Source organism: Spirosoma flavum, from assembly GCF_042686045.1.
Classification (GTDB): domain Bacteria; phylum Bacteroidota; class Bacteroidia; order Cytophagales; family Spirosomataceae; genus Spirosoma; species Spirosoma flavum.
Map to the genome: position 1 here is coordinate 94056 of NZ_JBHUOM010000042.1, position 23960 is coordinate 118015.

Genomic DNA, 23960 nt, shown 5'->3' on the forward strand with positions numbered 1-23960 from the left:
TTGGAAGGTTACTTATTGTTTAATGATTTTATAGGTTTTAACCGGCCGCCCTGTCGACTGACTGATACGTAGCAGATATGTACCAGCGGGTAAATGTGCCATCTCAATTGGCCATGGTGCCGTGCTACCCGTTACCGTTTTGGCTAGTTGCTGATGACCGTTCATATCCATCAGGGAGAGGGCCAGTGAATTTTCGTCGGGCGCGCTGATGGATACGTTCAGTACCGACACGACTGGGTTAGGTGCTACCGAAATGCGGTAGGCAGCATCCTGTCCACTTAGTTCTACGCGCGTCGCGAGCTCTTCTACTCGGAGTGTTGGTTGATGAAAGCCCTGAGTGTACAGACGACCGCCGGTCTGGGCGGTCGTGACGACGAGTTCACCGAGGGTCCACTCCAGAGCGAGTGTTTTCGTGCGGGCAGAACTACCCGCAGCCGCCACAACACTGGGGCTAAAAAGCTGAGCAAAGCTGGTTTGGCTCATGGCCAAAAAGCAGGTTAAACTAAGGAGTATATGTTTCATGGTTAAAAAGTTTGTCTGATACCAAGAAGATGAGCGAGCAAACCAGAAATATTGTTGTAACGCCCGGCTAGTCACCTTTTAGTTTTTTGACTACAGGACAAACCTAACTGGCTATCAGAATCTTCGTAAACAGAAGTTGTGAGTAGCCCGAATAAGGATGTCAGTACCTGAAGTTGGGCTGTGATGAACTTGCGTACCGGGATGAAAGCGGCCAAATACATTAAGTTGACTACGTAAGTAGTAGCCCATAGAATCTGGAATGAGCAATGGGGGATTGCCAATCGACGGTGAAACCGTCAGCAGTAAGGAAAGTTTTCCAGAAAGGCAGTACGGTAGATACGGCCCAATGGCAGTATGTGGCCGCCTGCCCATATCTGCCATTCGCTGAACGATTCAACCTGATCTAAGTTGACCGCAAACGTTCGGTGAGTCTGTGTTAATCGATTATTAGCTAGCTGACTTAGGACTGTACTTAAGGGTAAGGGGACCGGGTAGCGTTGGCTAGCCGTAACAATGATTGTAACCGTGTCGTTGGCTTCCAGATAGAGTATATCACCTAGGCACAGGCCGATGAATTGACCGTCTTGCCGGATAAATACTTTATCGTTATTTGTGGTCTTGTACTTGCGCAGAGTTGTTACGCGGGGTAGCCTATGACCCTCAAGTAACGTAGTAACTTCCGGCTCATCAACCAGTAATCTAGGTTTTAAAAATCGTAGCGAATAGTTACTTAACGCGTTTTCGATCGCTCGGCGCAACGCATCATGTTCGTAAGGTTTCGCTAGAAAAGCAACCGGATTGGTCGCCTGGGCACGTATAAACGTGGTGCTATCAGTGTGTCCGGTTAAATAAACAATGGGAACTGGCCGACGTAGCATTAGTTCATTCATCGTTTGAATTCCGTCACCGTCGCCTGGCAGGCCAATATCGCACAGCACTAGGTCGACCGGGTAATCGTCAAATAAGCTCAACGCCTGGCGACCTGTACGTGCGGCTCCAACTACATGATATCCATAAGAAATCAACTGTTCTTCCAAATCCATGGACAACACGACTTGATCTTCGATAATCAGAATATTAGTGCGTGGAGTCATGTTCGTAACATAGTGGAAGTTGACATGGTGATTTACGCAACCGTCCGCAACCGCGTCTTTGGAATACGCAACCGAAAGAGCGCTCCGTTTTGCTGCTGAAGCTCAACCTCGCCTTCTAGTTGTTCGCTTAGTGAAGCAATCAGGCGCTTACCGAATGAATCTCGACTACTACGTTCCTGCCAACGGGCAAGATCAATGCCGGGTCCGTTATCCTGCACTTCTAGAGTGAGTCCATTTTGAGTTTGTAATTCGATACGTAACAGTGGTCGTTGCCCATTTGTATAGGCGTATTTAAATGCATTTGTGATCAGTTCGTTGGCAATAAGTCCCAGTGGCATCGCTACGTCGACGTCCAGTTCCTGATTCTCAACATCGATAATCAAATCAAAATCACTCGGGTCGTAGTCGTACGCCTGCATTAAGCTCTCCGCCAAATCCGTCAGATACTCACGAATATTGACCGTTGTGATCTGGTCAGTCTGGTAGAGACGTTGATGAATCAGCGACATGGCTTCGACCCGCTGCTGACCCGTACGAACGGCTTGTACAGCTTTTTCGTCATCCAGCCGACTAGACTGTAACCGGAGCAGGCTGGATACAATCGCTAAATTGTTTTTTACGCGGTGATGTAATTCCTTCATCATCAAGCTTAATTGATTCGATTGTTGCTGAATTTTAGCTCGACTGCGTTGAATGCGTCGATTTTGCCAAACCGTCGTTCCTAATAGTAGAGAAAGAACAAACAAGCCACTTACGCCCGCCCAAAGCTGTCGGTTCTTCAACGCATTCGCTTCATCCAGTAATTTAATTTTCGCCACTTGCTCCTTTGTCTGATAGCGGGTTTCAAGTTCAGCGAATTTTTGGGTACGGGCCTGGTTTTGCGTACTATCGCGGTAGGTTGCCCACTGTCTGTGGGCTTCCAGTGCTTTTTCATAATCTCCTTTTTTCTCGTAAAGCAGGGTCATGGCATCATAAATCCACATCAAGTGAGTTATCTTCCCGGCATCCTGTCGGGCATACTGCAAAGCCAGCATAGTATACTTCTCCGCTTCGTCGAACCGCTTCAAGGCAATCAGTGGATAGGGCAGATTAACGTAGGCATGCGTTCGGAATGAAAGGGAACTATGCTCATTCGAACCAGGCTGATTTTCAATGCGATCGGCGTACTGCAAACACGTTTTAAAAAGAGCGACTGATTTGGTATATTGTTTTAGATCACTGTACGATATGGCACTATTTAGTACAGCCGCATAATAGTTGTTCCATAGCTTTAACTCCTTGTACATAGTCATAGCCTTCTGGTAATAAACCACCGCTTCTTTTGCTAAATGCCTCTGGTCGGCGACTCCACCCATATTCAGATTGGCGAATGCAATTTCCTTCAAACTGGCTGCTGGTGCTTGTGCCTGTAACACCTGATTAAAATACCCTTCTGCCCGATTATAATCCAGCGCGTTCATGTAGATAATGCCTATGTTTATAAATACGGCAAAGCGTTGCGCTGGCTGGCTGAACGTAAGCGCTTTATGGTATACTGTTATGGCTTCAGGAAATTTATTTTCGGCAAACTTTAGATTGCCTAATAAACGGAATACCTTTCTCAACGACTCGCGGTCTTTGCTAGTTTGAGCAATAACAAGGGCATCATCGAGTACCTGCTGAGTTCGTATAAAGTCAGCTTTCCCCAGGGTCTCCGACGCAAAATCGCACAACTTGCGGACCTGTGTGGTATCGGCCAATCCACTAATAGACGCCTTAAATTGATCGTACTCTGGAGCCACCTTTGGGTTTTCCGCAAATACCAAATTCGATAGTAGTATACTTATAACCAGTATAAATCGTGTGTTCATTACGTAGAAAAGAGGAAGGCCGCCGTACTAATTCGCACGATGAGATACGTTTGTAATCCTAAAAGTAAAAACTATTTCCTGACACTGTTGCTAAAGAGTAGTGAGTAGCGGGAGTTGGTTGGTGTATCACGTAAATTGATCTGTGAACAACCCGTGGGCTAGGTAATTCAGCGCAACTTAAACTGTTGGAGAAAATCGTCTTTATAGCTTCGACTCAGTGGCAAAACTTGGGAACCAATAGACAATTCGGTGTCATTGAACGAATCTATTTTATGAACATTGACGGCGTAAGACCGGTGAGTGCGAACCAGGCCTGGTTGATTGATGCGTTCCAAAATACTACCCAGAGCTAACCGAAGAATATATTTACGGGTTGAGGTCACCAATGTTGTATACACATTATCGGCTTCCAAATAGAGCAAATCAGCCAGATCAACTTTAATAAACTGATAGTTTTGCTTTATAAATAAGTGGTTTCCGATTTGTAATAATGTTTCGCGACTGATTGGCTCCCGGTCGGTAGTTGGAAGAGTAGCCGTGAGTGGTACTGTTTCTACAGGGGCGTTTCGACTTTTGAAATTATGAATAGCTATTTCAATCGCCATTCGAAGTCCTTTTAGCTGGTAGGGCTTATTTAGGTAGGCTGCTGGGTAAGTTTGCTTAGCCCGTTCCAATGTATCATGGTCAGATAAGGCCGTCAGGTAAATGACTGGAACGGGACGTAATGTCATTAGTCGCCGGACGGTTTCAATGCCGTCCCATTCCCCTTTAATTGTTATGTCGCAGAGCAACAAGTCGACCCGTTGGTGCTGAAATACATCGAGTGCTTTTTGTCCATTGCTGGCAATACCGATAACTCGGTAACCATTTTCTTCGAGTATGTCCCCCAAATCCATCGCCAGAACGGGCTCATCTTCTACAATCAGAATATGGATACGCTCGTCAGTACTCATTATTATTCAGGAAAAAAAGTAAAGTCGTTTGTCGTAAGTAAGTAATTCAGAATAACTAGCTAGTCTCATTGCAAAAGACCAAAACTGCCTATACAAAACACGCTCTTTTTCTGGTCATTCCTGTGGTAGAATGAATGAATCTGGTAAAATAGCAGTCATTGTAGGCTTTACTGCAACTGAAGTAAGATCTTATCAATCAACTGGAGTTAAAAGTAATAAAAACGGTCTTACTCATGTAGTATTCTGATTAAAGAGTGCTTGACTTATTTTGGAATTGTAAGCGATTAAATTTTACAGCTTCATCAAGCGTGACAGGGTTGGTTCCAGACTATCTACCTCCTGAATTTACCACAGTTCATTTAAACTCTCAAATCATTTCAGGATAGTACTGATATTAGGCTTTATATTAGGGTTGATATTAAGCCTAATATTTACTATTAAAATGAACTTTCTTTTCAAACTTGATATCTATTTTTATCTTTCGATTGATATTAATGCAAAATTCCTTTAACCATATAACAATCAATGGTTTATACAACAGGTGGTATTAAAGGGGGAAGTGGCAAAAGCACTGTTGCAACTAACCTTGTTATTCTGTTAGCTAGTAGGGGTAGAGATGTTTTGCTAGTTGATGCTGATGATCAAGAAACAAGTACAGATTTCACCGCTTTGCGTGAGGAGCGTACAGACAATAAAGCTGGCTACACAGCTATCCAGCTTGCGGGTATGTCGGTACTCAAACAAATACCAAAGCTAGCAGAACGTTACCAAGATATAGTCATCGACACAGGTGGTAGAGATACCGATAGCCAACGGGCCGCTTTGACCATATCAGACGTATATCTTGTGCCATTTAAGCCTCGAAGTTTTGATGTTTGGACAATTGAAAAGGTGCAAAGCCTAGTTGAACAAGCGCAAGTCATTAATCCCCGACTTAAAGCATTTGTATTTCTCAACATGGCTGATCCAAGAGGGGAGGAAAATTTTGAAGCGGCAGAACTTCTCAAACAATCCGAAGCCTTAGAATTTATCAACGTGAGTCTAGGACATCGCAAAGCTTTTGCAAATGCAGCAGCCAATGGCTTAGGTGTTTTAGAACTAAAAGGTGACGAAAAAGCAGCCACTGAGTTCAAGGCACTTTATAACTATATCGAAGAACGACTAAACGGAAAATAGATATGCCAATAGCACCTAAGCCCAAAAGCCGTAAAACAGAGACTGGGTTCGATAATGAGAAGGCTTTAGATTTTATTCGTCAAGGTGGAAGCCAGTCCCAGGGAGATGAGACCGTAGAACAACAGCCTCAAACAGTAATTACCGGTAAAGGCCGACACACTACAAAAACAGATCCAAACGACCAGGTTTCAATATCGATCAAACTCCTTGTTAGTGAACGGAACCAGATCAATGATCATAGAGCTAAACTGTCAGGAAGGGATAAAAAATCATTAGAAGGATGGATAATTGAAGCAATCACTGAAAAGCTGGAGCGTGAAAATAGGCGTAGAAATTAGGGCTAATATCAAGTTTGATATTAGCCCTAATTTCTACGCCTAAAATAAAGTTATCCGTGATTCTGCTTAGAGTTGGTCTTAGGTAACCTTTCATTATGTGAGACGTATCTATGCAAGTCGTAATAACTCTTACACTACTTGTTGATACATCTAAATTCCGTCCCAAACCTCCCTTTTCTCTGATACAAATCTTGTCTCATTGAGTGATTTTTTATCCATGATTCCTATCTAATCGCTTTAAGCAAGGCCTTTTATTAAATTAAATCTGTCTTATTACTTATCTACTAATAAGATTATCTAATTTAAGACTAACACCTTAATGAATAGTAAAAACGTACCTTCTAGTGCCACTCCTGAACGTTTGCTCCGCCGAAAATCATTGCTTTGAGTCCTGGAGTAAAAAACAGGTTAGGCATGGATACCTCATTTAGCGCTTTTTGCTGTTCAGCCGTGAACTGGATCAATAAAGACCCTAGATTGGCCTGGAGTTGTTCAAGGTGGCGAGCACCCATTATGGGAGCCGTTACGCCGGGCTGCGCCAGGAGCCAGGCCAAGGCGACTGATGACAGAGGGGAGTCGAGCTGGCCAGCCACGCTACGGAGCATGTCGAGAATCTGCCAGTTTCGTTCGGTAAATTTTGAGTTGCCGAATGGATTGGGGCCGTTGAGTCGTCCCTGACCACGGGCACCCACACTAGTTCGCTCATACTTACCAGCCAGAAATCCAGCTGCCAGCGGACTCCAGGGGGTCAGGCTAAGCCCACACTCCCGGCTTGCGGGTAGGTGCTCCTGTTCCACCATTCGCTCGACCAGCGAGTATTCCATCTGCATGGCAATAGGACCGGGTACATGATGGACGGCGGCTAGTGTAGCGGCTTTGGCCGTATACCAAGCGGGCATGTCCGAGAAACCGAAGTACCGAATCTTACCGGCCTGTACGAGCCCTCCCAGCGTTTGCAGGACCTCCTCCACGGGTGTCACCATATCCCAGACATGAAGCCAATAGAGGTCGATGTAGTCGGTCTTCAACCGACGTAGTGAGCTGTCAAGGGCCTGATGAATATGCTTGCGTCCATTGCCACCCGCGTGGGGATTGCCCCGTTGGGTATTGAATCCAAACTTAGTAGCCAATACCACCTGGTCACGCAACTGTCGATCAGCGATGTAGTGCCCGATGAGTTCTTCGCTGCGGCCACCGGAATAGACATCAGCGGTGTCAATAAAGTTGCCCCCATTGTCAATGTATTGATTGAAGATCAGGTGGGAGGTACTGTCAGATGAACCCCAAGCCGTGTTGCCAAATGTCATTGTGCCAAGGGCTAGTGGGCTGACAATAAGGCCAGAACGGCCTAGCGTATGATAATCAGTCAGTGTCATTTGAGGTATTGTTAGTTGATTGACGAGTTGATCAGATTCATTACTGCGCCGAGAAGCGGAAAGCTACCGGACTTAGGCCCGTCTTACTTTTGAACAACCGGCTAAAATACTGTGGGTACTCGAAGCCAAGCTGGAAGGCCGTTTCATTGATCGACAGGGACGTCGTTAGCAGCAGCCGTTTCGCCTTTTCGATCAGGGCATGGTGAATATGCTGCTGGGTGTTTTGGCCCGTTAGTATCCGTAACATATCACTTAGGTAAGCCGGTGATACGTTCAGCGCATCGGCAAAAAACTGCACCGTCGGTAAGGGGAGTTCGGCATCCTGCGCGAAGTAGCCCGTCAATGCGGTCTCGAACCGGCTCAATAATGATCCGTCGTCGTGTTCAACCGTACGCCGGGTGATAAACTGCCGGTTGTAAAACCGATCGGCGTAGGTTAGCAGCAGATCAATCTGCCCAACAAATACATCCTGACTGAAGGCGTCGATAGGCCGTTCACATTCTGCCCGTAGGTTGTCGAGTAACCGGTCGAGCAGGGTTTCCTCCACCTCCGAAAGGTGGAGGGCCTCATATACCGCATAGGCGAAAAAGCCATACTTATCTATCTTTTTGCCCAGCGGGTATTTTCTTAGCAAGTCTGGGTGAAAGACCAGCATCCACCCAGTTACGTTAGTCGTGTCCAGCGATTCATCGACGGCAAATACCTGACCAGGGGTTGAAAAGCCCATGACCCCCTCACTGAAGTCATAGGGTCGATGACCATAATAAAGCAAGCCTTTCAGATTTCGTTTGAGAAAAACGGTGTACAACTGCAGCACGATCGGCTTGTTTACAACCTGACTGGCATTCGCAACAGCCAGGCGATTAGCTGCTCCCAAGTCTATCAGGGTAAGCAACGGATGCGCTGGCGCGGGTAGGCCGTAAAATCGGGTATACTCCGTGATGGTATGCAGCGTCTGAATTTCGTTCGGCATATTTTTATTGCAATACAGTAAACCGAGACCTTACCCTTAATGCCGGATTGTTGACTAGCCCTGTCAGGTTAGCCGACAACCCGGCGTATGGGTTGGTTGTTCAGCTGAAAACAGGATAGGCATCCCCCGCTACACTGCCCACGGGCAGCATCGAATCGAGTGCGGCAAGCTCCGAGGGGCTTAGCGGGATGTCGGCGGCTGCCACGTTCGCTTCCAGATAGGACCGGCGTTTCGTGCCGGGTATGGCCACTACGTCCTGGGCCAGTACCCAGGCCAACGCTAGTTGCGAGGCCGTGACCCCTTTGATTTCTGCCATCGTTTTAAGTTTCTGAACTAACTCCAGGTTCTTGTAAAAGTTGTCGCCCTGGTATCGGGGAAACATACGGCGCGAATCATTCGGCTCAAAATCGTCGGGTGATTTGATGGCACCTGACAGAAATCCCCGGCCCAATGGCGAGTAGCCCACAAAGCCGATGCCCAGTTCCCGCGTCGTTTCCAGCACACCCGTTAACTCCACGCCCCGGTCGAAGAGCGAATACTCGCTCTCGATGGCTGTGATGGGATGCACTGCGTGCGCCCGGCGAATGATGTCGGATGACACTTCTGACAAGCCCAGGTACCGCACCTTGCCTTCTTTGACCAAGTCGGCCATGGCCCCTATCGTGTCTTCAATGGGTGTGTTGGGGTCTACCCGGTGCAGATAATAGAGATCGATGTAATCCGTTTTGAGGTTTTTCAACGATCGCTCAATTGATTTGCGTACGTAAGCGGGCTGTCCATTGTAGGCGAACGTAATTGTGTCCGTGTCGTCAATCTCGAAACCAAACTTGGAGGCAATCGTAACCTGATCGCGCTTGCCCGCAATCGCTTTGCCAATGAGTTGTTCATTAGTAAAGGGGCCATAGAGATCGGCCGTGTCGAGCATCGTGACCCCGAGTTCGAGTGCCCGGTGAATGGTAGCAATACTTTCGCGTTCGTCGGACGTACCGTAGACGGTGCCGCCGGGAAAGTCGGTCATCCCCATGCATCCCAGTCCCTCAATCGACACAGTTAACCCCTGGCTACCCAGTACTACTTTTTTTAACCTGTCCATATCGTATTGTGATTAACGTTGTTTTACGAGGCAAAGGTCGGGGTAAGGGGCTTGACAGCCGCTAAACGAATTGGGGGTTCTGCAACACAAAACGAAGCGTAATGGGGAGTGAGCTGGAAACGAAACCACTTTACACGAAATTAAATGCTCCAGAGGAACCGCTACGTTGACAACGGTCAACACAAATTAGGACGGGTCAATACTGGGCTGTGGGGTACACGTTGCTTACAAAATAATAAGGAGTCTACGGCTAATTAACAAACAATCCATTGGTGATTTACGTGCTCACCGCCACCACTAGCGTCAGTACACCAATGAGCAAACACAAGGGTGAATAATACCTAGTGTCATTTTTGCCAAATGGTGTGTGCGTAATTTTCTTGAAAAAACTAACATACGTGAAGTTGCCAATTAACTGCAATACGAAAAGCCCCGCAATGAACCATACCCCATACTGGTCAAGTCACACCGAAAGAGACCACTTAGTTGGGGCTGTTTTCAACAGGATAAATAGGCCGATAGCTGGTAATCTAACCGCCACCACTAAAGTGGAGCCAGCGCAGGACCTACTTGCTTTCGGCTTCTCATCTTGGGTGGGGAAAACGGCTTGACAGGCCCAGCGTCCGCCAAACCCCCAGTAGACGTGGAGACTTCCTAAGAAAAGGAAGACCATGAAAAGCAACAGGCCAATTACCAGGTTCATTTTATTTTTTTTGAGCAAAAAATAGATCCAGTCGCTGAAAGCCTACTTCAGAGGAATAACTAGCCGAAATATAGTACCTGGATCGTTCCTTACTTCATACTGGCCTTGTAACTGATCACTTAGTAATTGAATAAGTTGCTTGCCAAAGGAGGATCGGTCAGTACTGGGTTGCCAGCTAGCCTGGTCGATACCAGGACCATTATCCTCAATTTCTAGCGTAAGTTCATGCGTTGTGAAAAGGGCTACACGCAGCTGGGGACATTGGTTATTTATATAAGCATACTTAAGCGCGTTCGTTATCACTTCGTTGGCAATCAATCCCAGCGGTATGGCGGTATCAGCCTCTAATTCCTGCTGCTCGATAGCGAGGGTCAAGTTGAAGGGTGGACTGTCGTATCCATAGGCGAGTAACAAGCTCTGGGTTAGATCAACCAGATACTGGTGCATATTTACCCGGGTGATGCGGTCAGTCAGGTAAAGTCGCTGATGAATAAGCGACATCGCATTTACCCGTTGCTGACTAGCCAGCATCGCCTGTTTAGCCGCTGGATCTTTTAAACGGACTAGCTGCAGATTAAGTAAACCATGTACAATGGCCAGATTGTTCTTGACCCGATGGTGGAGTTCTTTCATCATTACCCCTAATTCATCCGATTGTTGCTGAATCTTAGTCCGACTCCGCTGGATGCGCTGGTATTGCCAGACCATTACACTTAGTAGCCCCGCCAAAACTAGTAATCCGCCCATACCGGCCCATAACTGGCGAACTTGGTGCGCGTTGACCGCGTCCAATCGGCGAATCTGAGCTTCTTTTTCGTTCGTCTGATAGCGGGTTTCCAGTTCGGCAAACTTTTGGCTACGGGCTTGATTCTGGATCGTATCCCGGTAAATAGCCCACTGCTTGTGGGCCACAAGTGCTTGACGATACTTGCCTTGCTTCTCGTAGAGTATAGTCAAGGCATCATACACCCACATCTGATGAAGGGTCTGATAGCCATTGTCCTGACGGCCGTACACCAACGCCAGCTTTGCAAAGTGCTCGGCTTGTTTGAAGCGCTTTAGTTTTATGAGTGGGTAGGGAATTCCGTCATAAATGGCCGTTATAAAATGGCGCTCAAAGGAGGGGTCAGTCCTGTTTTGTTTTTTAATGGATTTGACATACTGCATACACTGTTTATAGAGGTGAACGGAAAGCTGGGGACGATTCAAATCACTATAATTAAAGGCGATATTAACAAGCTTATTATAGTAATCGTCCCAACGACCTAACTGCCTGAGAATCGCCTGCGCTTTCTGGTTATAGTTTAAGGCCTGTTGGGCATCGTTACGCTGATCAGCCAGATTGGCCAGCCCCCCATAAGCCTGCGACTGATTAAACAAACTGGCCCTTGGCGCTCTAGCATCAATAATTTTAGTATAGTAAAATTTAGCATGATTAACGTCCAGCGTATGCTGGTAGGCATTGCCGATGTAGGCGTAAAGCTGATGAATACGATCCGAGTGGCTAGCTCCTTTTAAGTACGAAAGTGCCTGTTGATAATGCAGCAATGCCTGAGGATAGTTATTTTGTTTATTGGCCAGCTGCCCCATTGTTTTATACACACGGGCAATTCGGCTGCTGTCATGCAGTTGTTGGGCTAATCGGAGTGCTTGGAGAAGGGCCAGTTTGGCCTCTTTGAATTGATGCAGGGTCGTTTGGCGCTCTTGAAAACGAATTAACCTAGCGATCCGAGTGGTATCTTCCCGTCTATTGATAGGGTGCGTAAAGTGCTCGTAACTTGCCGTTGTGGCGGGTGATTGAGCTCGGCTCAAATTAAGCGCAAAAAAATAAAAAATTAACCAGTATTGTGATTTCATGAAGCATGGGCGTAAAGAACTCGAAAGATTGACCCGTGCACTGAAACTCGCAATTGATAGGCCCATGATTTGGTGAAATAGAGGTTGAATTAAAATAGGTCTATCTATAAATCAGTTCATTAAATCCTTGTCTTTTGTGGACGCTTACCAGGAAAAGTGCAAATTTTACAAAGAGGGAGGGGAGTAATTAATGCCGAAACATAACTAGTAAAATACTATTTCCTGATCGATATCTACAGGGGCTAATACACTTTGTTGGTCTGCGCTGCAAATCGGCGGGGCCGTCCGTGCGGGCCATCTAGTCGGACCACAGCCGCGGACGATTGCCGATGCGGCTGGGCCAAAATGAAAATAGAGATATCGGTCGCCAGGGAAGTATCTGGTCAACGACCTAACAAAGCTTACTTTGATTATTTAACTGCTCCGGCAGCCCCGCGGGTTTCTTGCCCAATATTTAGCGTAAAAGCCTACGTTTCGCGACGATCAAAACTAGTAAAAGAGACGTTCATTTACGCAACCGGCTATCTAGTGATATGGGCGATTGACTGACGACTTCCACCTCCGCAAAGGAAGCATGTTGGGGGTGCAACAACAGATTGTAAGCTATCTCTAAGATGACCGAAGGCACCGCTATGGCTAAGCAAAAAGGCGCTTGCAACCAGTCGGTCAGTATCGTTTGGGTTTCCCCTAAGGTGCCCCTCTTCCAATAAGCGGGTAGCTTGGTAGGATCAAGCCAAAAGATGTTGTCAGCTTCGTCAGGCAAACGAAGCGTAGTTAACCACAGTTGAGGGAGTTCAGCTAAGGTTAAGGCAGGCAAATGGACCAACGTTTCCAGCAACGCCAGTTCTGGTGTACGACTGGTGTAGAGGATACCAATCCCTTTTGGATTCCAACGGCCACCATGTCGATGGCTTCCCACCACGGATAAAGGCTCCCGATAATAGGGCTCTTTATGGATTCGATATACGTCCATTCACTTACCCTGCTATACCCCATTCAATGCGGCCCAGTACATCTTCGGCCAGTGAGAAACCCGATACCGTATCCAATACAGCTAAGGGTGATTGGGCTACCACCGAGAGCTCATCATTCGACAAACTAGGGGTCGTTGTTTTAGAAGCTGGCTGAACTGGTTGAGTAAAGCTACCCATACCTCGAAGAGAGCCAGGGGTGATTACCTGAAGGCTTAGGTCTGTCTCTGGTCGGTAGGCCAATTCAGCCAGTGGCGTGCGTAGCCAACGAGCCAACAACTCAACTCGCCCGTCAAAAACGGCAAGTCCTCGTTGAACGAGTCGCTCCAGCAACAACAGTCGTTCGCTCGCGGCCAGACTCAATCGTGCCACCGTAGCTTTCCCATGCAGTCCCCTGATGGACATATTCAATATACGAGCCATTTCTTTATCGGTGAGACCCACCAAGCGAGCGACTTCATCAACACGTCGGCGCAGAACCCCTTGTCGGGCTTGACTGATAATGCTAGTAAGTGGCAGAACTGCTTGCATAAGCTAGAAATGAATATATAGTGCAAAACTACAAATTATAAATGGCAAATTTGCACTAAAAGTTTCTTCTCCTGCGCACCAGCCAAACATAATAAGCTATCTGTTTCAATCATCTTTTTTTTACCGTTAAAACGTCGGTTTTTGAATACCCAGCTGAAAGGCAGCACTTCGTTGCTGCGTAAGTGGAGATTGAAATATTTAAGCAGAGGTAAAGAAGGCCTGAAAGATTCCTATGCACGCGTCAATCCCCAACTGCGAGCACTCGAACCGGTCCGATTTCTATGGTTCATGTAAGCGCGAGCGTATAATTTTTGTCATATTTTTTGCCCCACCTGACCACTGCATATACCCGATAGATAAGTTTGTTTCTTAGTGCAATTATAACCAACATTTTGTTCTTGCCTTCTGCCACTTTTCGCTGATAATAATTTGGAGTTCCCTTTTTCGCTGGAGAGCCGACATAGCCGCTATGGTGGTCCTGCCTATCAAACTGGGAGGGTTTTTTAAGGCTCTAATTTTTGGAGAACTAAGTGAGCCTGCACGTTTCGACTTTTGATAATACTGACAGCTGGTTAGCCTAGGTGGCTAGAAGCGGCCCCGATGATCCGCTCTTTATGCCTTTTGTCCTTTTCAACAACTCTAGGCTGATCGAATGGCTAGTTTTGGCCGTAAATTAATCAAGTATTCGAGGGCTACTTTCTTTTTCCCCTGCTTGGTTGATCAATCTGCTTTACCGGATTTATTAGCACTACTGGTGTCCTGAACCTAATTGATAAGCATTGTATCTGGTTGAATGACGTTTGGCTTAGCTCTTTTTAGTGCGTTGCTTCTGCTAACAGGCATTAGTTACTTTGGCTGGCGTAAGCCCGCCTACTCCCATTGGCATGATACCATTAGCGAGCTAGGCGAAGTAGGTAGTCCGCGGTCACGCGCTGTCAGTTATGGGTTGTTTTTACCCGTTGGCTTGTTGTTGGGGCTGGTCGCAACGCTCGCGGATACAACCGCCCTAGCCGGGTTAGCAGGGTGTGTCGGAACTGGATACGTCATGGCGGCCTTCTTTCCCTGTGATGTGGGCTCTCCCGTGTCAGGTAGCGTTCGGCAACAGATTCATAATGTAGGGGGAGCCGTTGAGTACCTGGGTAGTGCTTATTGGCTTACTCAACTGAGTCCTCAACCGTTGGGGATTGACTATACTCTGTATTCTATAGTGGCCGGTAGTCTGATCGCAGGCAGTATCCTCTTGTCGATTCCGGGCTTGCTTCTTCGAGGCCTTATTCAACGGATGATGGAAGGGATTGTGTTCAGCTTTTTACTGCTAACCATCTAAAGGGTATTGATTTACGTGTTTGGTCAACACTATCAGGGTTACATTTTTTACAGAATACCAGATACAGCTCATTAATTGAGCCTATTACGAGAATAAGTAGATTGGAGGTAACGGGTAATTTTTGCCTTTCGTACCATAGCCCGCCGTCGTGCTAGTGCAGATAGGCTCGCACCCTACATGAGTATAGATAATTAGATGAAATGATTATACTCACAGGAATGAATAACTTTCCTTGATACACTTATTAGCCTGATTATTAGCAGGAAAACGTGATTCGATTGGCCATGATTAATTTAAGTCAGCTCTGGTTTGTCCTATTTCTGCTCCCAGTGGCAGGTTACGCCCAGTCACAAACTAAAATCCAGTCACAACAAAAATTACTTCAGCAACTAGACACCTATTTACAAACGCAGATTGACACGGCTAAACAAAGCCCTGTACCGGGCATCGCTATTGCCATTGTGAAGGGGAAATAACTTGTTCATATGGCTTCGTTTGGTGTGGTCAATCTCCAAACAAAGCAAGCCTTAAAGCCCGATCATACCTTTCATGTGGCATCCGTCTCGAAAACCTTTGCTGCTACAGCCATTCTCCAGTTAGCTGAACGGAAAAAACTGCGATTGCATGAAAAATTGATCCACTATCTCCCCTATTTCTCAATGGCCGATGAGCGATACAAGGCCATCACACTACGCCAAATTTTGAATCATACATCGGGCATGCCTGATGTAGAAGACTACGAATGGGAGCAGGCGGCAGCGGATGAAGGAGCTGCCGAGCGATGGACCCGCAGCCTAAGCACAGAGAAATTACTCAATACACCTGGCACAGCCTACCACTATAGCAATATGGCCTATGATATACTAGCCGACGTGGTAGCCAAAGTAAGCGGACAATCATTCGAGCAATATGTGAAAGAAACTATTTTACAGCCCCTGCAAATGTCCAGAAGTAGTTTTTTGCTGTCGGATATAAACCCTGTTTGGCGCACCAGTCCGCACACGGGCGTTCCGCTACAAGTCGGCTCTGTATACCCTTATAACCGAATGCACGCGCCAAGCTCAACCCTAAACACGAACGTGATTGACCTATCCCACTGGCTAATCGCTAACCTAAATCAGGGTGTCTATAAAACAAAGCGTATTCTTTCTGAGGCCAGCGTAGCCCAGATGCAAACGGCTACGTTCTCAATCGACCCCCCTTCAGGTCGGGCTGTGGGTTTGAGCTGGTTTACTTACCCGTATCGTGGGATTACTCTTATTCATCATGATGGGGCCGACGATGGCTATGTGTCAACGTTATATCTGATTCCTTCTCGTCAGCTTGGTTTTGTAATTCTATTTAATTCGGATGAGGTCGATTCGTACCATATTAAACAAAGAGTACTTGATCTGTTGCTCACCTCAGCGCTATGAGACCAGAAGAAAACCGACGTACCCAAAGGAGCGATTAATGAGATTAGGTAAATTGATGACTACATAGGATGATAACCCATAACCTTGCAAATTGATAAGATAGGCTTACTAGTAGGCTAGGATCGTAAACCAGCGCGATAATTTCAGCCAAGTGATACCAGAAAGTAGCGGCTCATTACCTGAAATACGTATCAAATTATAATCTGAGTCCAACTGACAAACGCTGACCATTGATCTGGGAGAAGCCTTTCATCACTTTTGTCAGGGCTACTAAATCAATAAAAAGTAGCGCTGATCAATGGTCATACTACGTGTCTATCTTTCTTTTCTTCTGCTCATCAATCCCTATTTTTCGTCTGCTCAAACTCAGCTACGAGCAGCCGATTTGCAACAGGACTACGCTATTTTACGACAGGCTTATCAGCAGTTGCATCCTGGTCTCTACCAATACACCCCTAAAGAGCAGATGGACCGCCAGTTTGACACTTGCCAACAGGCGCTTGATCACGACCAAACCTTAGGGCAAGCTTTTTTAGCCATCGCCAAACTGACAGCTTCGATTCGATGCGGTCATAGCCAGCTCAATTTCTGGAATCAAGATTCGACAGTTCAGCGTGCGTTATTTGGTGGCCCAACCTGTTTGCCAGCTTATGCGCGTCTAATCGGTCAACGTTTTCTAGTTACCCACAGTGTTGATCCGCAGTTACCTGCCAGTTGGGAGATTCAACAGATTAACGGCCAATCCATTCAACACATTATTCAGCGACTCTTGCCTTATTTGCGGGCTGATGGAGCGAACAACGGAAAACGATTCGCCTTGCTGGCCATCACAGGCAAATCATTTGAATGCTTCGACATCTTTTACGCCCTCCGGTTTCCGCTTCATCAACCGGCCTTCTGGTTAAGGATTCACAATCCTAAGACTGGCCAGACCAAACATGTCCAAGTTACCGCCCTGACGCATCAACAGCGGAAACGGCTCATGGACCAGCAACAGCCGCAAACCAGCATGCCTATGGCGCAACTGACTTGGCTGCCCGGTCAAATTCCGCTCTTACGCATTAACTCGATGGTTGATTATACTACGGCTTTTGATTTAAAAGGCTTTATCGATAGTACCTTTCAGCTCATTAACCAAAAGAAGTCGCCCTACCTACTGATTGACGCGCGCGAGTTAGAAGGCGGAAACGATCAGTATGCGAAGCAGATTGCTGCGCACTTGCTGACTAAATCGATCACGATTCGACCGCTTCAAAATACATGGGCTTATGTGCGACTTGATTCCGGGTTGAATCGCTATATCATTAATAGCTCCTGGGCCGATGGGTGGAAATACCGTTCGTTCGCCGATTATGAAGTAACCTCGGCGGGCCAGTACCGGAGCAAAAGCGATCAAAAGCCGGACACCATTCACCCCGTTGATCATCCCTTTGCGGGAAAAACCTTTTTGTTAACTAGTTCCATGAACAGCTCGGCTGGCTTTATTCTGGCTCGACTGCTCCAACAGCATCGACTGGCTACCTTAGTGGGTCAAACGACGGGTGGCAATCAGAAAGGCATTACGGCGGGGGCGGTGTTCTTTGTGCGGCTACCTCATTCCGGCATTGAAGTGGATGTTCCGCTAATTGGTACGGGCTATGATGTCGCTAAACACTTACCGGACGCGGGCATTCAACCGGATTGGCCGGTTGAGCCAACCGTGCAGGATTGGGTGAGCGGCAAGGATACCCCGGTGAAGACCATCTTAGAACGAATTCAACACGAATAGCTAAAGGCAAATACGCATGGCAGGTTGGCACACTTTCTCTATTTTTGTCTTACTCACTGGGCAAATCGGCAAGCAAAGCCCCAGGCCCGAACGAATTGCGTTCGTTCTGAAAAACCCAGTTGATCGCTATCAATCGTTTTACGTACTGAGCGGAGGGGATAAACAGTACTTTTCGATGCATCCGTTCGAAAAGAAGCCGCAGAATTGGCCGGTGGGGGCCCAGGTATACCGTCTTCAGGGTTCCCCTGCTCAAAATGAACTGCTTTTTGTGTTGCAGGCCCGGCAAGCTGGGACGACCGTTCTAGCCCAATCGATGGGCAGTTTGGCTGCTCACCTGTCGGTAGTGGCTCCCGCGCTCATGACAATCCGAGTACTCAATCGGTCGGCTCTCTCAAAGCACGTTGTCCTGATTAGCTATTCCCCCAATGAGCCCCAAAATGGGACCTATATTTTTGAGTTGGCCCCTGGCATGAGCAGCCAGCGTCAGTTTAGGGTAGGGACTACGCTTTTTCTAGCGACTTCTTTACAGGAGCAGCAGATTATGCGTGGTGAACCAATGGATAACCAATCACCTTTTTGGCTTGTAGGCCCGACCGACAATGGGAAAACGATTCCTTTGCCGGACTAATTCATTTAACTAGCCTCAACTCTTGGTCTCCCGATGACGTTTCAGTTCAATGCGTATTCAACCCCGTTGGTGTTTGGCTTTGTTCAAGGCTGGTTGTATGCGATTCTATTCTGGATTCGAGGCTGGCGACAAGAGCGTTTGTCCGATTGGTTGTTAGGCTGGATCTTGGTGGGCAGTAGTTTCGGTATCTGGGAATACATGTTAGGCTTTGGTGGGGTAGAGATACTCTGGCAGGAACTCGAATTTTTCCCTCGTTCGTTAGGGTTATTGTTTCCGCCCCTTTGCTACTTTTACTTACGCAGTCAGTTAGATGTGGAGTTTCGCTGGCGGGGTAAAGACGGGCTCCATGCCTTGCCCTTTATCCTTGATACCAGTTACCATCTGCTGGTTTACAGTCAGGGGTCACAATTTGTCGAGCATTGGGAGAAGGCCATTCACTACCCCTATCAGGTGGGCGAGGTTGTTTTCTGGTTGTATAATCTCTCCTTCTCGTATTATTTCTACCGCTCGTTTGAGCTCTATTCAACTTATCGTCAATGGTCAACGCACCAGTTTTCTGATATCGACAGGGTCAGCTTCCGGTGGTTTCGTAATTTTATGCTAGCGCTCAGCGTAAGCCAGTTCGTGAGTCTACTGATGACCAGCCTGGGTCATTGGCTACTCTTGTCTTTCTGGCAAGACTGGTGGGACAAACTGTTCGATGTATGCCTGATTTATTATTTAAGTATTGCGGGCTACGCGCAGGCGCAACTAAGCGATCATTTACATTTTCGTCCCTCCCTCACCCCGTCCCTTCCGCTTCCTAGTTCTACGAGGTCATCGACTAGCCCACCTCCCGATTTGCGAGCCGTATTGGTCGCCTTCATGGAGCGGGAAAAGCCTTATTTAGAGCCTGATTTGACCCTGATTAGTCTGGCCCGACGGTTACAGACCAACTCCTCAATTCTGTCACAGGTTATCAATACGGAATTGGATAAAAATTTCAATGACTTTATCAACGCGTATCGGATTGCTGAATTTAACCAGGCCCTACTGGACCCTCAAAATGCCTATCTGAGTCAATTCGGCATCGCTCAAAACTGTGGCTTCAACTCAAAAGCTACCTTCAACCGGGCTTATCGCAAACTCATGCATCAGACTCCTACCCAATTCGCCAAGCAGGTTATGGGTGGTAGTTGGGATAGACCTATTGACTAAGAGGGCGGCCGGATGAGTAGACAGCCGCAATCTGATCCGCTATTCATCTTTTAGCTAATCGCCTATGCCGTTGAACGAGCGTCTCGTAATAAGCCCGAATTAAGAAGCAGATATACGACAGTTTTTTGTCTCATGTAGGAGCGTTTTCTTAAAATTAGGTGGAAGGCAATCACTTGAGAATAAATAGTTTATTCAATATATCCATTGTGAAATGTAGTTTTGCTCAATGGTGAATCCGTAAGTTTAAGCGTGTAGATAAGCCCTACAGCACTAAATGAAGTATTTTTTACAAATCGTTTTTATTGGGCTATCCCTGGTCATGAGTGTCAACGTTAATGCTCAACTCCTCGACACAATCGTTGATGCTCGTCCTTATAAACTTCATTTTAGAATAGTAAAAGGCAAGAAGCCGCCTATCCTCTTCGAATCAGGGGGCGGACAAGATGCTTCCCAATGGGACTCGATTGCCACAGCAGTGCACCAACGTCTGCAAGCAACCGTCATTACCTATGATCGGGCAGGCTTTGGCCGAAGTAGTTTTGATACGGCGGGCTACACGATTCTCCAGGAAATCAAAAGCTTAGAGTCGGCTTTGCATCAGTTCGGATACAGTAACACCAATCTGTTACTGGTTGGTCAGTCATTAGGCGCTTTTTACAACCGAGTTTATGCCGCTCGGCATCCGGCTCAGGTGAAAGGCATTATTCTAGTCGATCCTAGAATACCTTCCTACGCCGATATGCGATTCGCCAGAACCTATTTTCAGGGGCTTAATCGGAAAGACTATGAAGCGGAATATATGAGCTTGTACTATTTGCTGGCCCGCATGGAGCGGACCAGTGACTATGTGAGACAGGTGGATCTACCAGCTAGCATTCCTTTGCTCGATATTATGGCGGAGCGGGGTCCTTTCTCAGAAGCCAAGGAGAACGAACGATTTAAAGCGGGCCAGCGCCACTTGGTTAAGGGTCATGGTAATCGGCGTCTGGTTTATGTAGAAGGCACTTCTCACAACATCCCTCACGATAAGCCAATCTTACTGATTGAACAGATTGTAAGCTTCTACCAGCAACATCTGTAATCTACTGGGCAAAATGGGCTATTCAGCTCAAAATCAGTTATACAGTAGGAAACCCATTTTCATTAGACGGGTAGTTCTGCGGAAAAGATGCGACTCGTTCATCCTAAATGAGAAACAAACTCAGGGACGGATGGCAAGGTGGTAATACCTTGACAACTTGATAAGCGTGAGGGTGAAAGTCCCTCTCCCCAGTGCAGGGGTAACAGCAGCATCCCTACGGTAGCGACTGGTCATCAATCCGTAAAGCGGGATGAAAAGGCGGTAACGGCGAACCTAACGTCGAATCCCGTCGAGCATGAGTTTATGGATAGCGAAACGAGAGTGGATGCGAAGATACGATTGACCTGTCGTCACAGAAAACTTGCCAACGTAGGTTAATAGGCAAGACCAAAAGGGTAAAGGATCGAGCCTGACCAGTTGTAGGGTCAGGAATAACTCAGGGGCTGGCATCGCTTTTCAATGACCAGTTGCATTCCCCACAAACCCGGCAGACAGTATCATCCTAACAACTCGACCAACGCGTATCAGGAACGATGGAAACTTTTGTTGATTCTCTTTTTAGGAGTAGGTGCCAACCGCAAGTCAACAGAAGGAAAGATTGTCTAAGAAGCCAACGCCCAGTGTAACGATTGGGATATGCTGACGTAAACACGGTGAGTTAGATTGAATACACTTTAGTAGCAGTGATAGCTAAAACACGTATGGAACATACGATGGTGGATTGGAAAGACATTCCCTGGCGCAAGCTGGAGCGGTATGTCTTTCGGCTGCAAAAGAGAATATTTAAGGCTTCGCCACATATCTGAAAGACAGCCTGTTACTGGAACGTTATCGGATGGTTAGTCTGGATCGACCTGGTTTTGGGTACAGCGATTTCGGGCAGTCAACCGGTATTCAGCAACAGTCGGATTTGCTTGGTTCGGTATTGCATAAACTGAATAATGGCAAACCCGTGTATTTGATTGGTCACAGTTTAGGCGGACCTATGATTATGAAACTCGCTGCTGATAATCCTGACTTGCCCGTTGGCAGGCTGCCGCTGAGTTGCGGGCCAGTGGATCGGCTTATGATACTGGCTTGAAGGGCTATATGAAGACGGTTATTGAGAGCAGTGAACAGATTGCCGAGGAGATGGCTGATATTCGTTTTCTACAGAATGGAGTGCAGAAGATGGACTTATCTTTGCCTGGTGCAGGCAAGAGTGGCCAGTTTGACCGAGTGTATAAGAATGCGGACGGAAGTTGGAGTGTGATAGAATGCAAAGGGGGAGAAAGTCCCTTGAAGGGAAGAACTGGGACGAATGGCTACAACCAGCAGGGTACGAAGGAATACATTCAAAGTATTATTGACAACTTAAGGGCCAGTGGAAAGCTTACCACTGCACAGCTTTCGGAATTAAACAATTTTGGACTTGCAACAAAATACTGGACAAATCGTTAAGCAACATTTTGCAGTTGCCCGTTATAATAATCAAAAGGGGAAAGGTAACCCAGCGCCGAATGCCTTCGCTGGCGATTGTACCAAATCTCCACGTATTCAAAGACTGACTGCTTAGCAAAATATACGTTATGTCGCTTACCCATAACGAGTTGGGGGCCTTTGGTACATACTCCAGTATCAAATTCGGATACTTCTTTTGCCAGTGCTTAGAAAAGGTAGTCTGCACCTTATGGCGACGCTTTTTCACTAATAGCTTATGCTCACGTAGCAAATCAAATAACGCATCCCGGCCCAGCTTCAACTGATGTTCTCGGACAAAATCCTGCAGTAGCACGAGTAACTTTCGGGTGCCTAATCGGGGTTGCAGCGAGCGGTGAAGCAATACTTGCTGAATAACCAGCTCGGCTTCAAAGCAGGCCTGGTTATTATTATTTTCGAATTGATAAAATGCCTGCTATAACCAAGCAATGCACACAACTACGACAGGCTATGTCGCTCTTCGTTATGCCTCACTTTTTCGACTGCTTGGTTCGGACCGATTTCTATGATCTAAACAAGGGGGAAAGAAACGTTTTCGTTATAATTTCGATCTTCTCGGACGCAAGCGAAAATGCGCAGGACAATTTTGTTGCGGACGTTATTGAGTACTAACATTTTGTTCTTGCCCTCAGCTACTTTACGCTCATAATACGCTCTCAATTGAGCACAATGCTGAACTGCCGACATTGCACCCATGTGAAGTAATGATTTAACTTTTTTATTCGCCCGGTGACTCACCTGAGGGCGGCCTTTGCGCTGGCCTGAACTTCGCCGCGCGGGCGGCCCCGTCGAAGGGAACCACCCCGGCATAACAGGCAAACTTTTTAGGGTCTCTGATCGCTTTAAACTCGTTTGTTGTGACAATAATCTCAGCAGCCGTAGTCTGACTGATACCGACCACGGAGGTGACTCGCTCAAAAAGTCGGTTAAGTTCAGGGTCTTGCTTAGCCAGTTCTGCAATTGATTTGTCGGCTGATTTAAGATCTGCTTTGAGTGATTTCAAGGATGCAGCGCAAGCTTGTTGATTTGCTTTTCGATCTGCTTTGTCAATGAAACCTTCTGAGTCGGTTAGCGGGGTTTGTACTATTTTGATCACCTTGACTAAGCGAGCCCGTTGGGCTGTCAACCGATGGCAGCGGCCAACCGTCCAGTTGGGCAATAACGGGACGCGGTGGAGTCCATAAACGGGCCTCGTCGCGGTTTTTATAAGCAAATAGGGCAATTCGTTTGGCATCAATTTGCGGGGCCGCCCGCGCGGTCGGTTTTACCCCGAGTGAGTCCTATGCTTTCTTGGATGTGAACTGCTCGCTCGATCCAGATGGAAGCTGAAAGCTGGTGAAGTTTTTTTAGAAGTGGGTTATTATAGATGCCTGTAAATTCTAAGCAAAATAGACACTGTCCACTACTTGCTTTGGTTTGCTGACGTAACACCTTAAGGAAATCAGTAATGCCTTTTTGATCATTGCTGACCTGCTGCCGGGTCGCCGGTGCGATGAAACAGGATTTGATTGGTTTTAGCAACCGCAAAGTCGAGAGTACCTTTGGACACATCCACGCCAATGAAATACGGGGCCGCCCTTTAGGTTTGTCTTGTGGTAAGATTCCAAGATTTGGTAGCTTGCCAGCTA

The 23960-nt window shown here is 46.9% G+C and carries 23 protein-coding genes and 3 pseudogenes; 13 read left to right on the forward strand and 13 right to left on the reverse strand.

Translation table 11 applies throughout. From position 1 onward, the window contains the following. Positions 1–12: 12 nt before the first annotated feature. The 4 genes from ACFS25_RS28140 to ACFS25_RS28155 form a co-directional block, all read right to left on the reverse strand. The gene (locus ACFS25_RS28140; RefSeq protein WP_381507975.1) at positions 13–522 is read right to left on the reverse strand and encodes a T9SS type A sorting domain-containing protein; all 510 of its coding nucleotides are present in this window, start codon (positions 520–522) and stop codon (positions 13–15) included. Positions 523–818: 296 nt separating this feature from the next. After that, positions 819–1616 carry a response regulator gene (locus ACFS25_RS28145; RefSeq protein ID WP_381507977.1) on the reverse strand — a complete coding sequence of 266 codons (798 nt, stop codon included), beginning with the start codon at positions 1614–1616 and terminating at the stop codon, positions 819–821. 32 nt (positions 1617–1648) lie between these two features. Further along, positions 1649–3466, reverse strand: coding sequence for a tetratricopeptide repeat-containing sensor histidine kinase (locus tag ACFS25_RS28150; RefSeq protein ID WP_381507979.1), 1818 nt, complete (start codon positions 3464–3466; stop codon positions 1649–1651). 167 nt (positions 3467–3633) lie between these two features. Next, positions 3634–4419 carry a response regulator gene (locus ACFS25_RS28155; protein ID WP_381507981.1) on the reverse strand — a complete coding sequence of 262 codons (786 nt, stop codon included), beginning with the start codon at positions 4417–4419 and terminating at the stop codon, positions 3634–3636. 525 nt (positions 4420–4944) lie between these two features. Between ACFS25_RS28155 and ACFS25_RS28160 the strand changes: the two genes are divergently transcribed. Together ACFS25_RS28160 and ACFS25_RS28165 are read left to right on the forward strand one after the other, a co-directional pair. Next, positions 4945–5595 carry a nucleotide-binding protein gene (locus ACFS25_RS28160; RefSeq protein WP_381507983.1) on the forward strand — a complete coding sequence of 217 codons (651 nt, stop codon included), beginning with the start codon at positions 4945–4947 and terminating at the stop codon, positions 5593–5595. A 2-nt stretch (positions 5596–5597) separates the two neighbouring features. Continuing rightward, the gene (locus ACFS25_RS28165; protein WP_381507985.1) at positions 5598–5933 is read left to right on the forward strand and encodes a hypothetical protein; all 336 of its coding nucleotides are present in this window, start codon (positions 5598–5600) and stop codon (positions 5931–5933) included. 341 nt (positions 5934–6274) lie between these two features. Here ACFS25_RS28165 and ACFS25_RS28170 read toward each other — a convergent pair whose 3' ends face one another. The 7 genes and pseudogenes from ACFS25_RS28170 to ACFS25_RS28200 all read right to left on the reverse strand — a co-directional run bounded on the left by ACFS25_RS28170 (position 6275) and on the right by ACFS25_RS28200 (position 13437). Further along, positions 6275–7309, reverse strand: coding sequence for an aldo/keto reductase (locus ACFS25_RS28170; RefSeq protein ID WP_381507987.1), 1035 nt, complete (start codon positions 7307–7309; stop codon positions 6275–6277). Positions 7310–7349: 40 nt separating this feature from the next. Then, positions 7350–8282, reverse strand: a complete 933-nt coding sequence (locus tag ACFS25_RS28175; protein WP_381507989.1) for a helix-turn-helix domain-containing protein — start codon at positions 8280–8282, stop codon at positions 7350–7352. A 100-nt stretch (positions 8283–8382) separates the two neighbouring features. Beyond that, positions 8383–9375, reverse strand: coding sequence for an aldo/keto reductase (locus ACFS25_RS28180; RefSeq protein WP_381507991.1), 993 nt, complete (start codon positions 9373–9375; stop codon positions 8383–8385). Between the two features lie 277 nt (positions 9376–9652). Next, positions 9653–10078: pseudogene (locus ACFS25_RS28185) on the reverse strand (DUF3995 domain-containing protein). Between the two features lie 42 nt (positions 10079–10120). Next, positions 10121–11935 carry a sensor histidine kinase gene (locus ACFS25_RS28190; protein ID WP_381507993.1) on the reverse strand — a complete coding sequence of 605 codons (1815 nt, stop codon included), beginning with the start codon at positions 11933–11935 and terminating at the stop codon, positions 10121–10123. Between the two features lie 505 nt (positions 11936–12440). Beyond that, entirely contained in the window at positions 12441–12908 is a 468-nt protein-coding gene (locus ACFS25_RS28195) for an RES family NAD+ phosphorylase (protein WP_381507995.1), read from the reverse strand. A 4-nt stretch (positions 12909–12912) separates the two neighbouring features. Beyond that, positions 12913–13437: an antitoxin Xre-like helix-turn-helix domain-containing protein gene (locus ACFS25_RS28200; RefSeq protein ID WP_381507997.1), complete on the reverse strand. Its 525-nt coding sequence runs from the start codon at positions 13435–13437 to the stop codon at positions 12913–12915. A 793-nt stretch (positions 13438–14230) separates the two neighbouring features. Here ACFS25_RS28200 and ACFS25_RS28205 point away from each other — a divergent pair. The 11 genes from ACFS25_RS28205 (at position 14231) to ACFS25_RS28255 (ending at position 22293) form a co-directional block, all read left to right on the forward strand. Beyond that, positions 14231–14764, forward strand: coding sequence for a DUF998 domain-containing protein (locus ACFS25_RS28205; RefSeq protein ID WP_381507999.1), 534 nt, complete (start codon positions 14231–14233; stop codon positions 14762–14764). 284 nt (positions 14765–15048) lie between these two features. Further along, the gene (locus ACFS25_RS28210; protein WP_381508000.1) at positions 15049–15240 is read left to right on the forward strand and encodes a hypothetical protein; all 192 of its coding nucleotides are present in this window, start codon (positions 15049–15051) and stop codon (positions 15238–15240) included. A 9-nt stretch (positions 15241–15249) separates the two neighbouring features. Beyond that, positions 15250–16179 carry a serine hydrolase domain-containing protein gene (locus tag ACFS25_RS28215; RefSeq protein WP_381508002.1) on the forward strand — a complete coding sequence of 310 codons (930 nt, stop codon included), beginning with the start codon at positions 15250–15252 and terminating at the stop codon, positions 16177–16179. Positions 16180–16477: 298 nt separating this feature from the next. Further along, positions 16478–17947 (forward strand): S41 family peptidase, encoded by a 1470-nt coding sequence (locus tag ACFS25_RS28220; protein WP_381508004.1) that lies wholly within the window; start codon positions 16478–16480, stop codon positions 17945–17947. Between the two features lie 16 nt (positions 17948–17963). After that, positions 17964–18575 carry a hypothetical protein gene (locus ACFS25_RS28225; protein ID WP_381508006.1) on the forward strand — a complete coding sequence of 204 codons (612 nt, stop codon included), beginning with the start codon at positions 17964–17966 and terminating at the stop codon, positions 18573–18575. 33 nt (positions 18576–18608) lie between these two features. Beyond that, entirely contained in the window at positions 18609–19772 is a 1164-nt protein-coding gene (locus ACFS25_RS28230; protein ID WP_381508008.1) for an AraC family transcriptional regulator, read from the forward strand. A gap of 274 nt (positions 19773–20046) precedes the next feature. Beyond that, positions 20047–20853 (forward strand): alpha/beta fold hydrolase, encoded by an 807-nt coding sequence (locus ACFS25_RS28235; protein WP_381508010.1) that lies wholly within the window; start codon positions 20047–20049, stop codon positions 20851–20853. A 459-nt stretch (positions 20854–21312) separates the two neighbouring features. Beyond that, complete coding sequence (locus tag ACFS25_RS28240) at positions 21313–21459, forward strand: hypothetical protein (RefSeq protein WP_381508012.1); 147 nt, start codon at positions 21313–21315, stop codon at positions 21457–21459. Positions 21460–21566: 107 nt separating this feature from the next. Then, positions 21567–21659 carry a reverse transcriptase N-terminal domain-containing protein gene (locus tag ACFS25_RS28245; protein WP_381508025.1) on the forward strand — a complete coding sequence of 31 codons (93 nt, stop codon included), beginning with the start codon at positions 21567–21569 and terminating at the stop codon, positions 21657–21659. 8 nt (positions 21660–21667) lie between these two features. Continuing rightward, positions 21668–21934, forward strand: coding sequence for an alpha/beta fold hydrolase (locus tag ACFS25_RS28250; RefSeq protein ID WP_381508027.1), 267 nt, complete (start codon positions 21668–21670; stop codon positions 21932–21934). Positions 21935–21942: 8 nt separating this feature from the next. Then, a complete protein-coding gene (locus ACFS25_RS28255; RefSeq protein ID WP_381508013.1) occupies positions 21943–22293 on the forward strand; it encodes a hypothetical protein in 351 nt (116 codons plus the stop codon). Here the strand turns inward: ACFS25_RS28255 and ACFS25_RS28260 are convergent. Continuing rightward, positions 22290–22406: pseudogene (locus tag ACFS25_RS28260) on the reverse strand (IS3 family transposase); the annotation flags it as partial. The gene ACFS25_RS28255 and the pseudogene ACFS25_RS28260 overlap by 4 nt on opposite strands. 436 nt (positions 22407–22842) lie before the next feature. Continuing rightward, positions 22843–23893: pseudogene (locus ACFS25_RS31915) on the reverse strand (IS110 family transposase). Positions 23894–23960 lie beyond the last annotated feature (67 nt).

Coding starts and splice junctions, on each gene's coding strand:
- ACFS25_RS28175 (WP_381507989.1), bottom strand. CDS start 8,282: ATGCCGAACGAAATTCAGACGCTGCATACCATCACGGAGTATACCCGA.
- ACFS25_RS28225 (WP_381508006.1), top strand. CDS start 17,964: ATGGCAGGTTGGCACACTTTCTCTATTTTTGTCTTACTCACTGGGCAA.
- ACFS25_RS28155 (WP_381507981.1), bottom strand. CDS start 4,419: ATGAGTACTGACGAGCGTATCCATATTCTGATTGTAGAAGATGAGCCC.
- ACFS25_RS28180 (WP_381507991.1), bottom strand. CDS start 9,375: ATGGACAGGTTAAAAAAAGTAGTACTGGGTAGCCAGGGGTTAACTGTG.
- ACFS25_RS28195 (WP_381507995.1), bottom strand. CDS start 12,908: ATGGACGTATATCGAATCCATAAAGAGCCCTATTATCGGGAGCCTTTA.
- ACFS25_RS28255 (WP_381508013.1), top strand. CDS start 21,943: ATGAAGACGGTTATTGAGAGCAGTGAACAGATTGCCGAGGAGATGGCT.
- ACFS25_RS28140 (WP_381507975.1), bottom strand. CDS start 522: ATGAAACATATACTCCTTAGTTTAACCTGCTTTTTGGCCATGAGCCAA.
- ACFS25_RS28165 (WP_381507985.1), top strand. CDS start 5,598: ATGCCAATAGCACCTAAGCCCAAAAGCCGTAAAACAGAGACTGGGTTC.
- ACFS25_RS28160 (WP_381507983.1), top strand. CDS start 4,945: ATGGTTTATACAACAGGTGGTATTAAAGGGGGAAGTGGCAAAAGCACT.
- ACFS25_RS28235 (WP_381508010.1), top strand. CDS start 20,047: ATGAAGTATTTTTTACAAATCGTTTTTATTGGGCTATCCCTGGTCATG.
- ACFS25_RS28215 (WP_381508002.1), top strand. CDS start 15,250: ATGGCTTCGTTTGGTGTGGTCAATCTCCAAACAAAGCAAGCCTTAAAG.
- ACFS25_RS28200 (WP_381507997.1), bottom strand. CDS start 13,437: ATGCAAGCAGTTCTGCCACTTACTAGCATTATCAGTCAAGCCCGACAA.
- ACFS25_RS28150 (WP_381507979.1), bottom strand. CDS start 3,466: ATGAACACACGATTTATACTGGTTATAAGTATACTACTATCGAATTTG.
- ACFS25_RS28220 (WP_381508004.1), top strand. CDS start 16,478: ATGGTCATACTACGTGTCTATCTTTCTTTTCTTCTGCTCATCAATCCC.
- ACFS25_RS28240 (WP_381508012.1), top strand. CDS start 21,313: ATGACCAGTTGCATTCCCCACAAACCCGGCAGACAGTATCATCCTAAC.
- ACFS25_RS28230 (WP_381508008.1), top strand. CDS start 18,609: ATGACGTTTCAGTTCAATGCGTATTCAACCCCGTTGGTGTTTGGCTTT.
- ACFS25_RS28210 (WP_381508000.1), top strand. CDS start 15,049: ATGATTAATTTAAGTCAGCTCTGGTTTGTCCTATTTCTGCTCCCAGTG.
- ACFS25_RS28205 (WP_381507999.1), top strand. CDS start 14,231: ATGACGTTTGGCTTAGCTCTTTTTAGTGCGTTGCTTCTGCTAACAGGC.
- ACFS25_RS28190 (WP_381507993.1), bottom strand. CDS start 11,935: ATGAAATCACAATACTGGTTAATTTTTTATTTTTTTGCGCTTAATTTG.
- ACFS25_RS28170 (WP_381507987.1), bottom strand. CDS start 7,309: ATGACACTGACTGATTATCATACGCTAGGCCGTTCTGGCCTTATTGTC.
- ACFS25_RS28245 (WP_381508025.1), top strand. CDS start 21,567: ATGGTGGATTGGAAAGACATTCCCTGGCGCAAGCTGGAGCGGTATGTC.
- ACFS25_RS28145 (WP_381507977.1), bottom strand. CDS start 1,616: ATGACTCCACGCACTAATATTCTGATTATCGAAGATCAAGTCGTGTTG.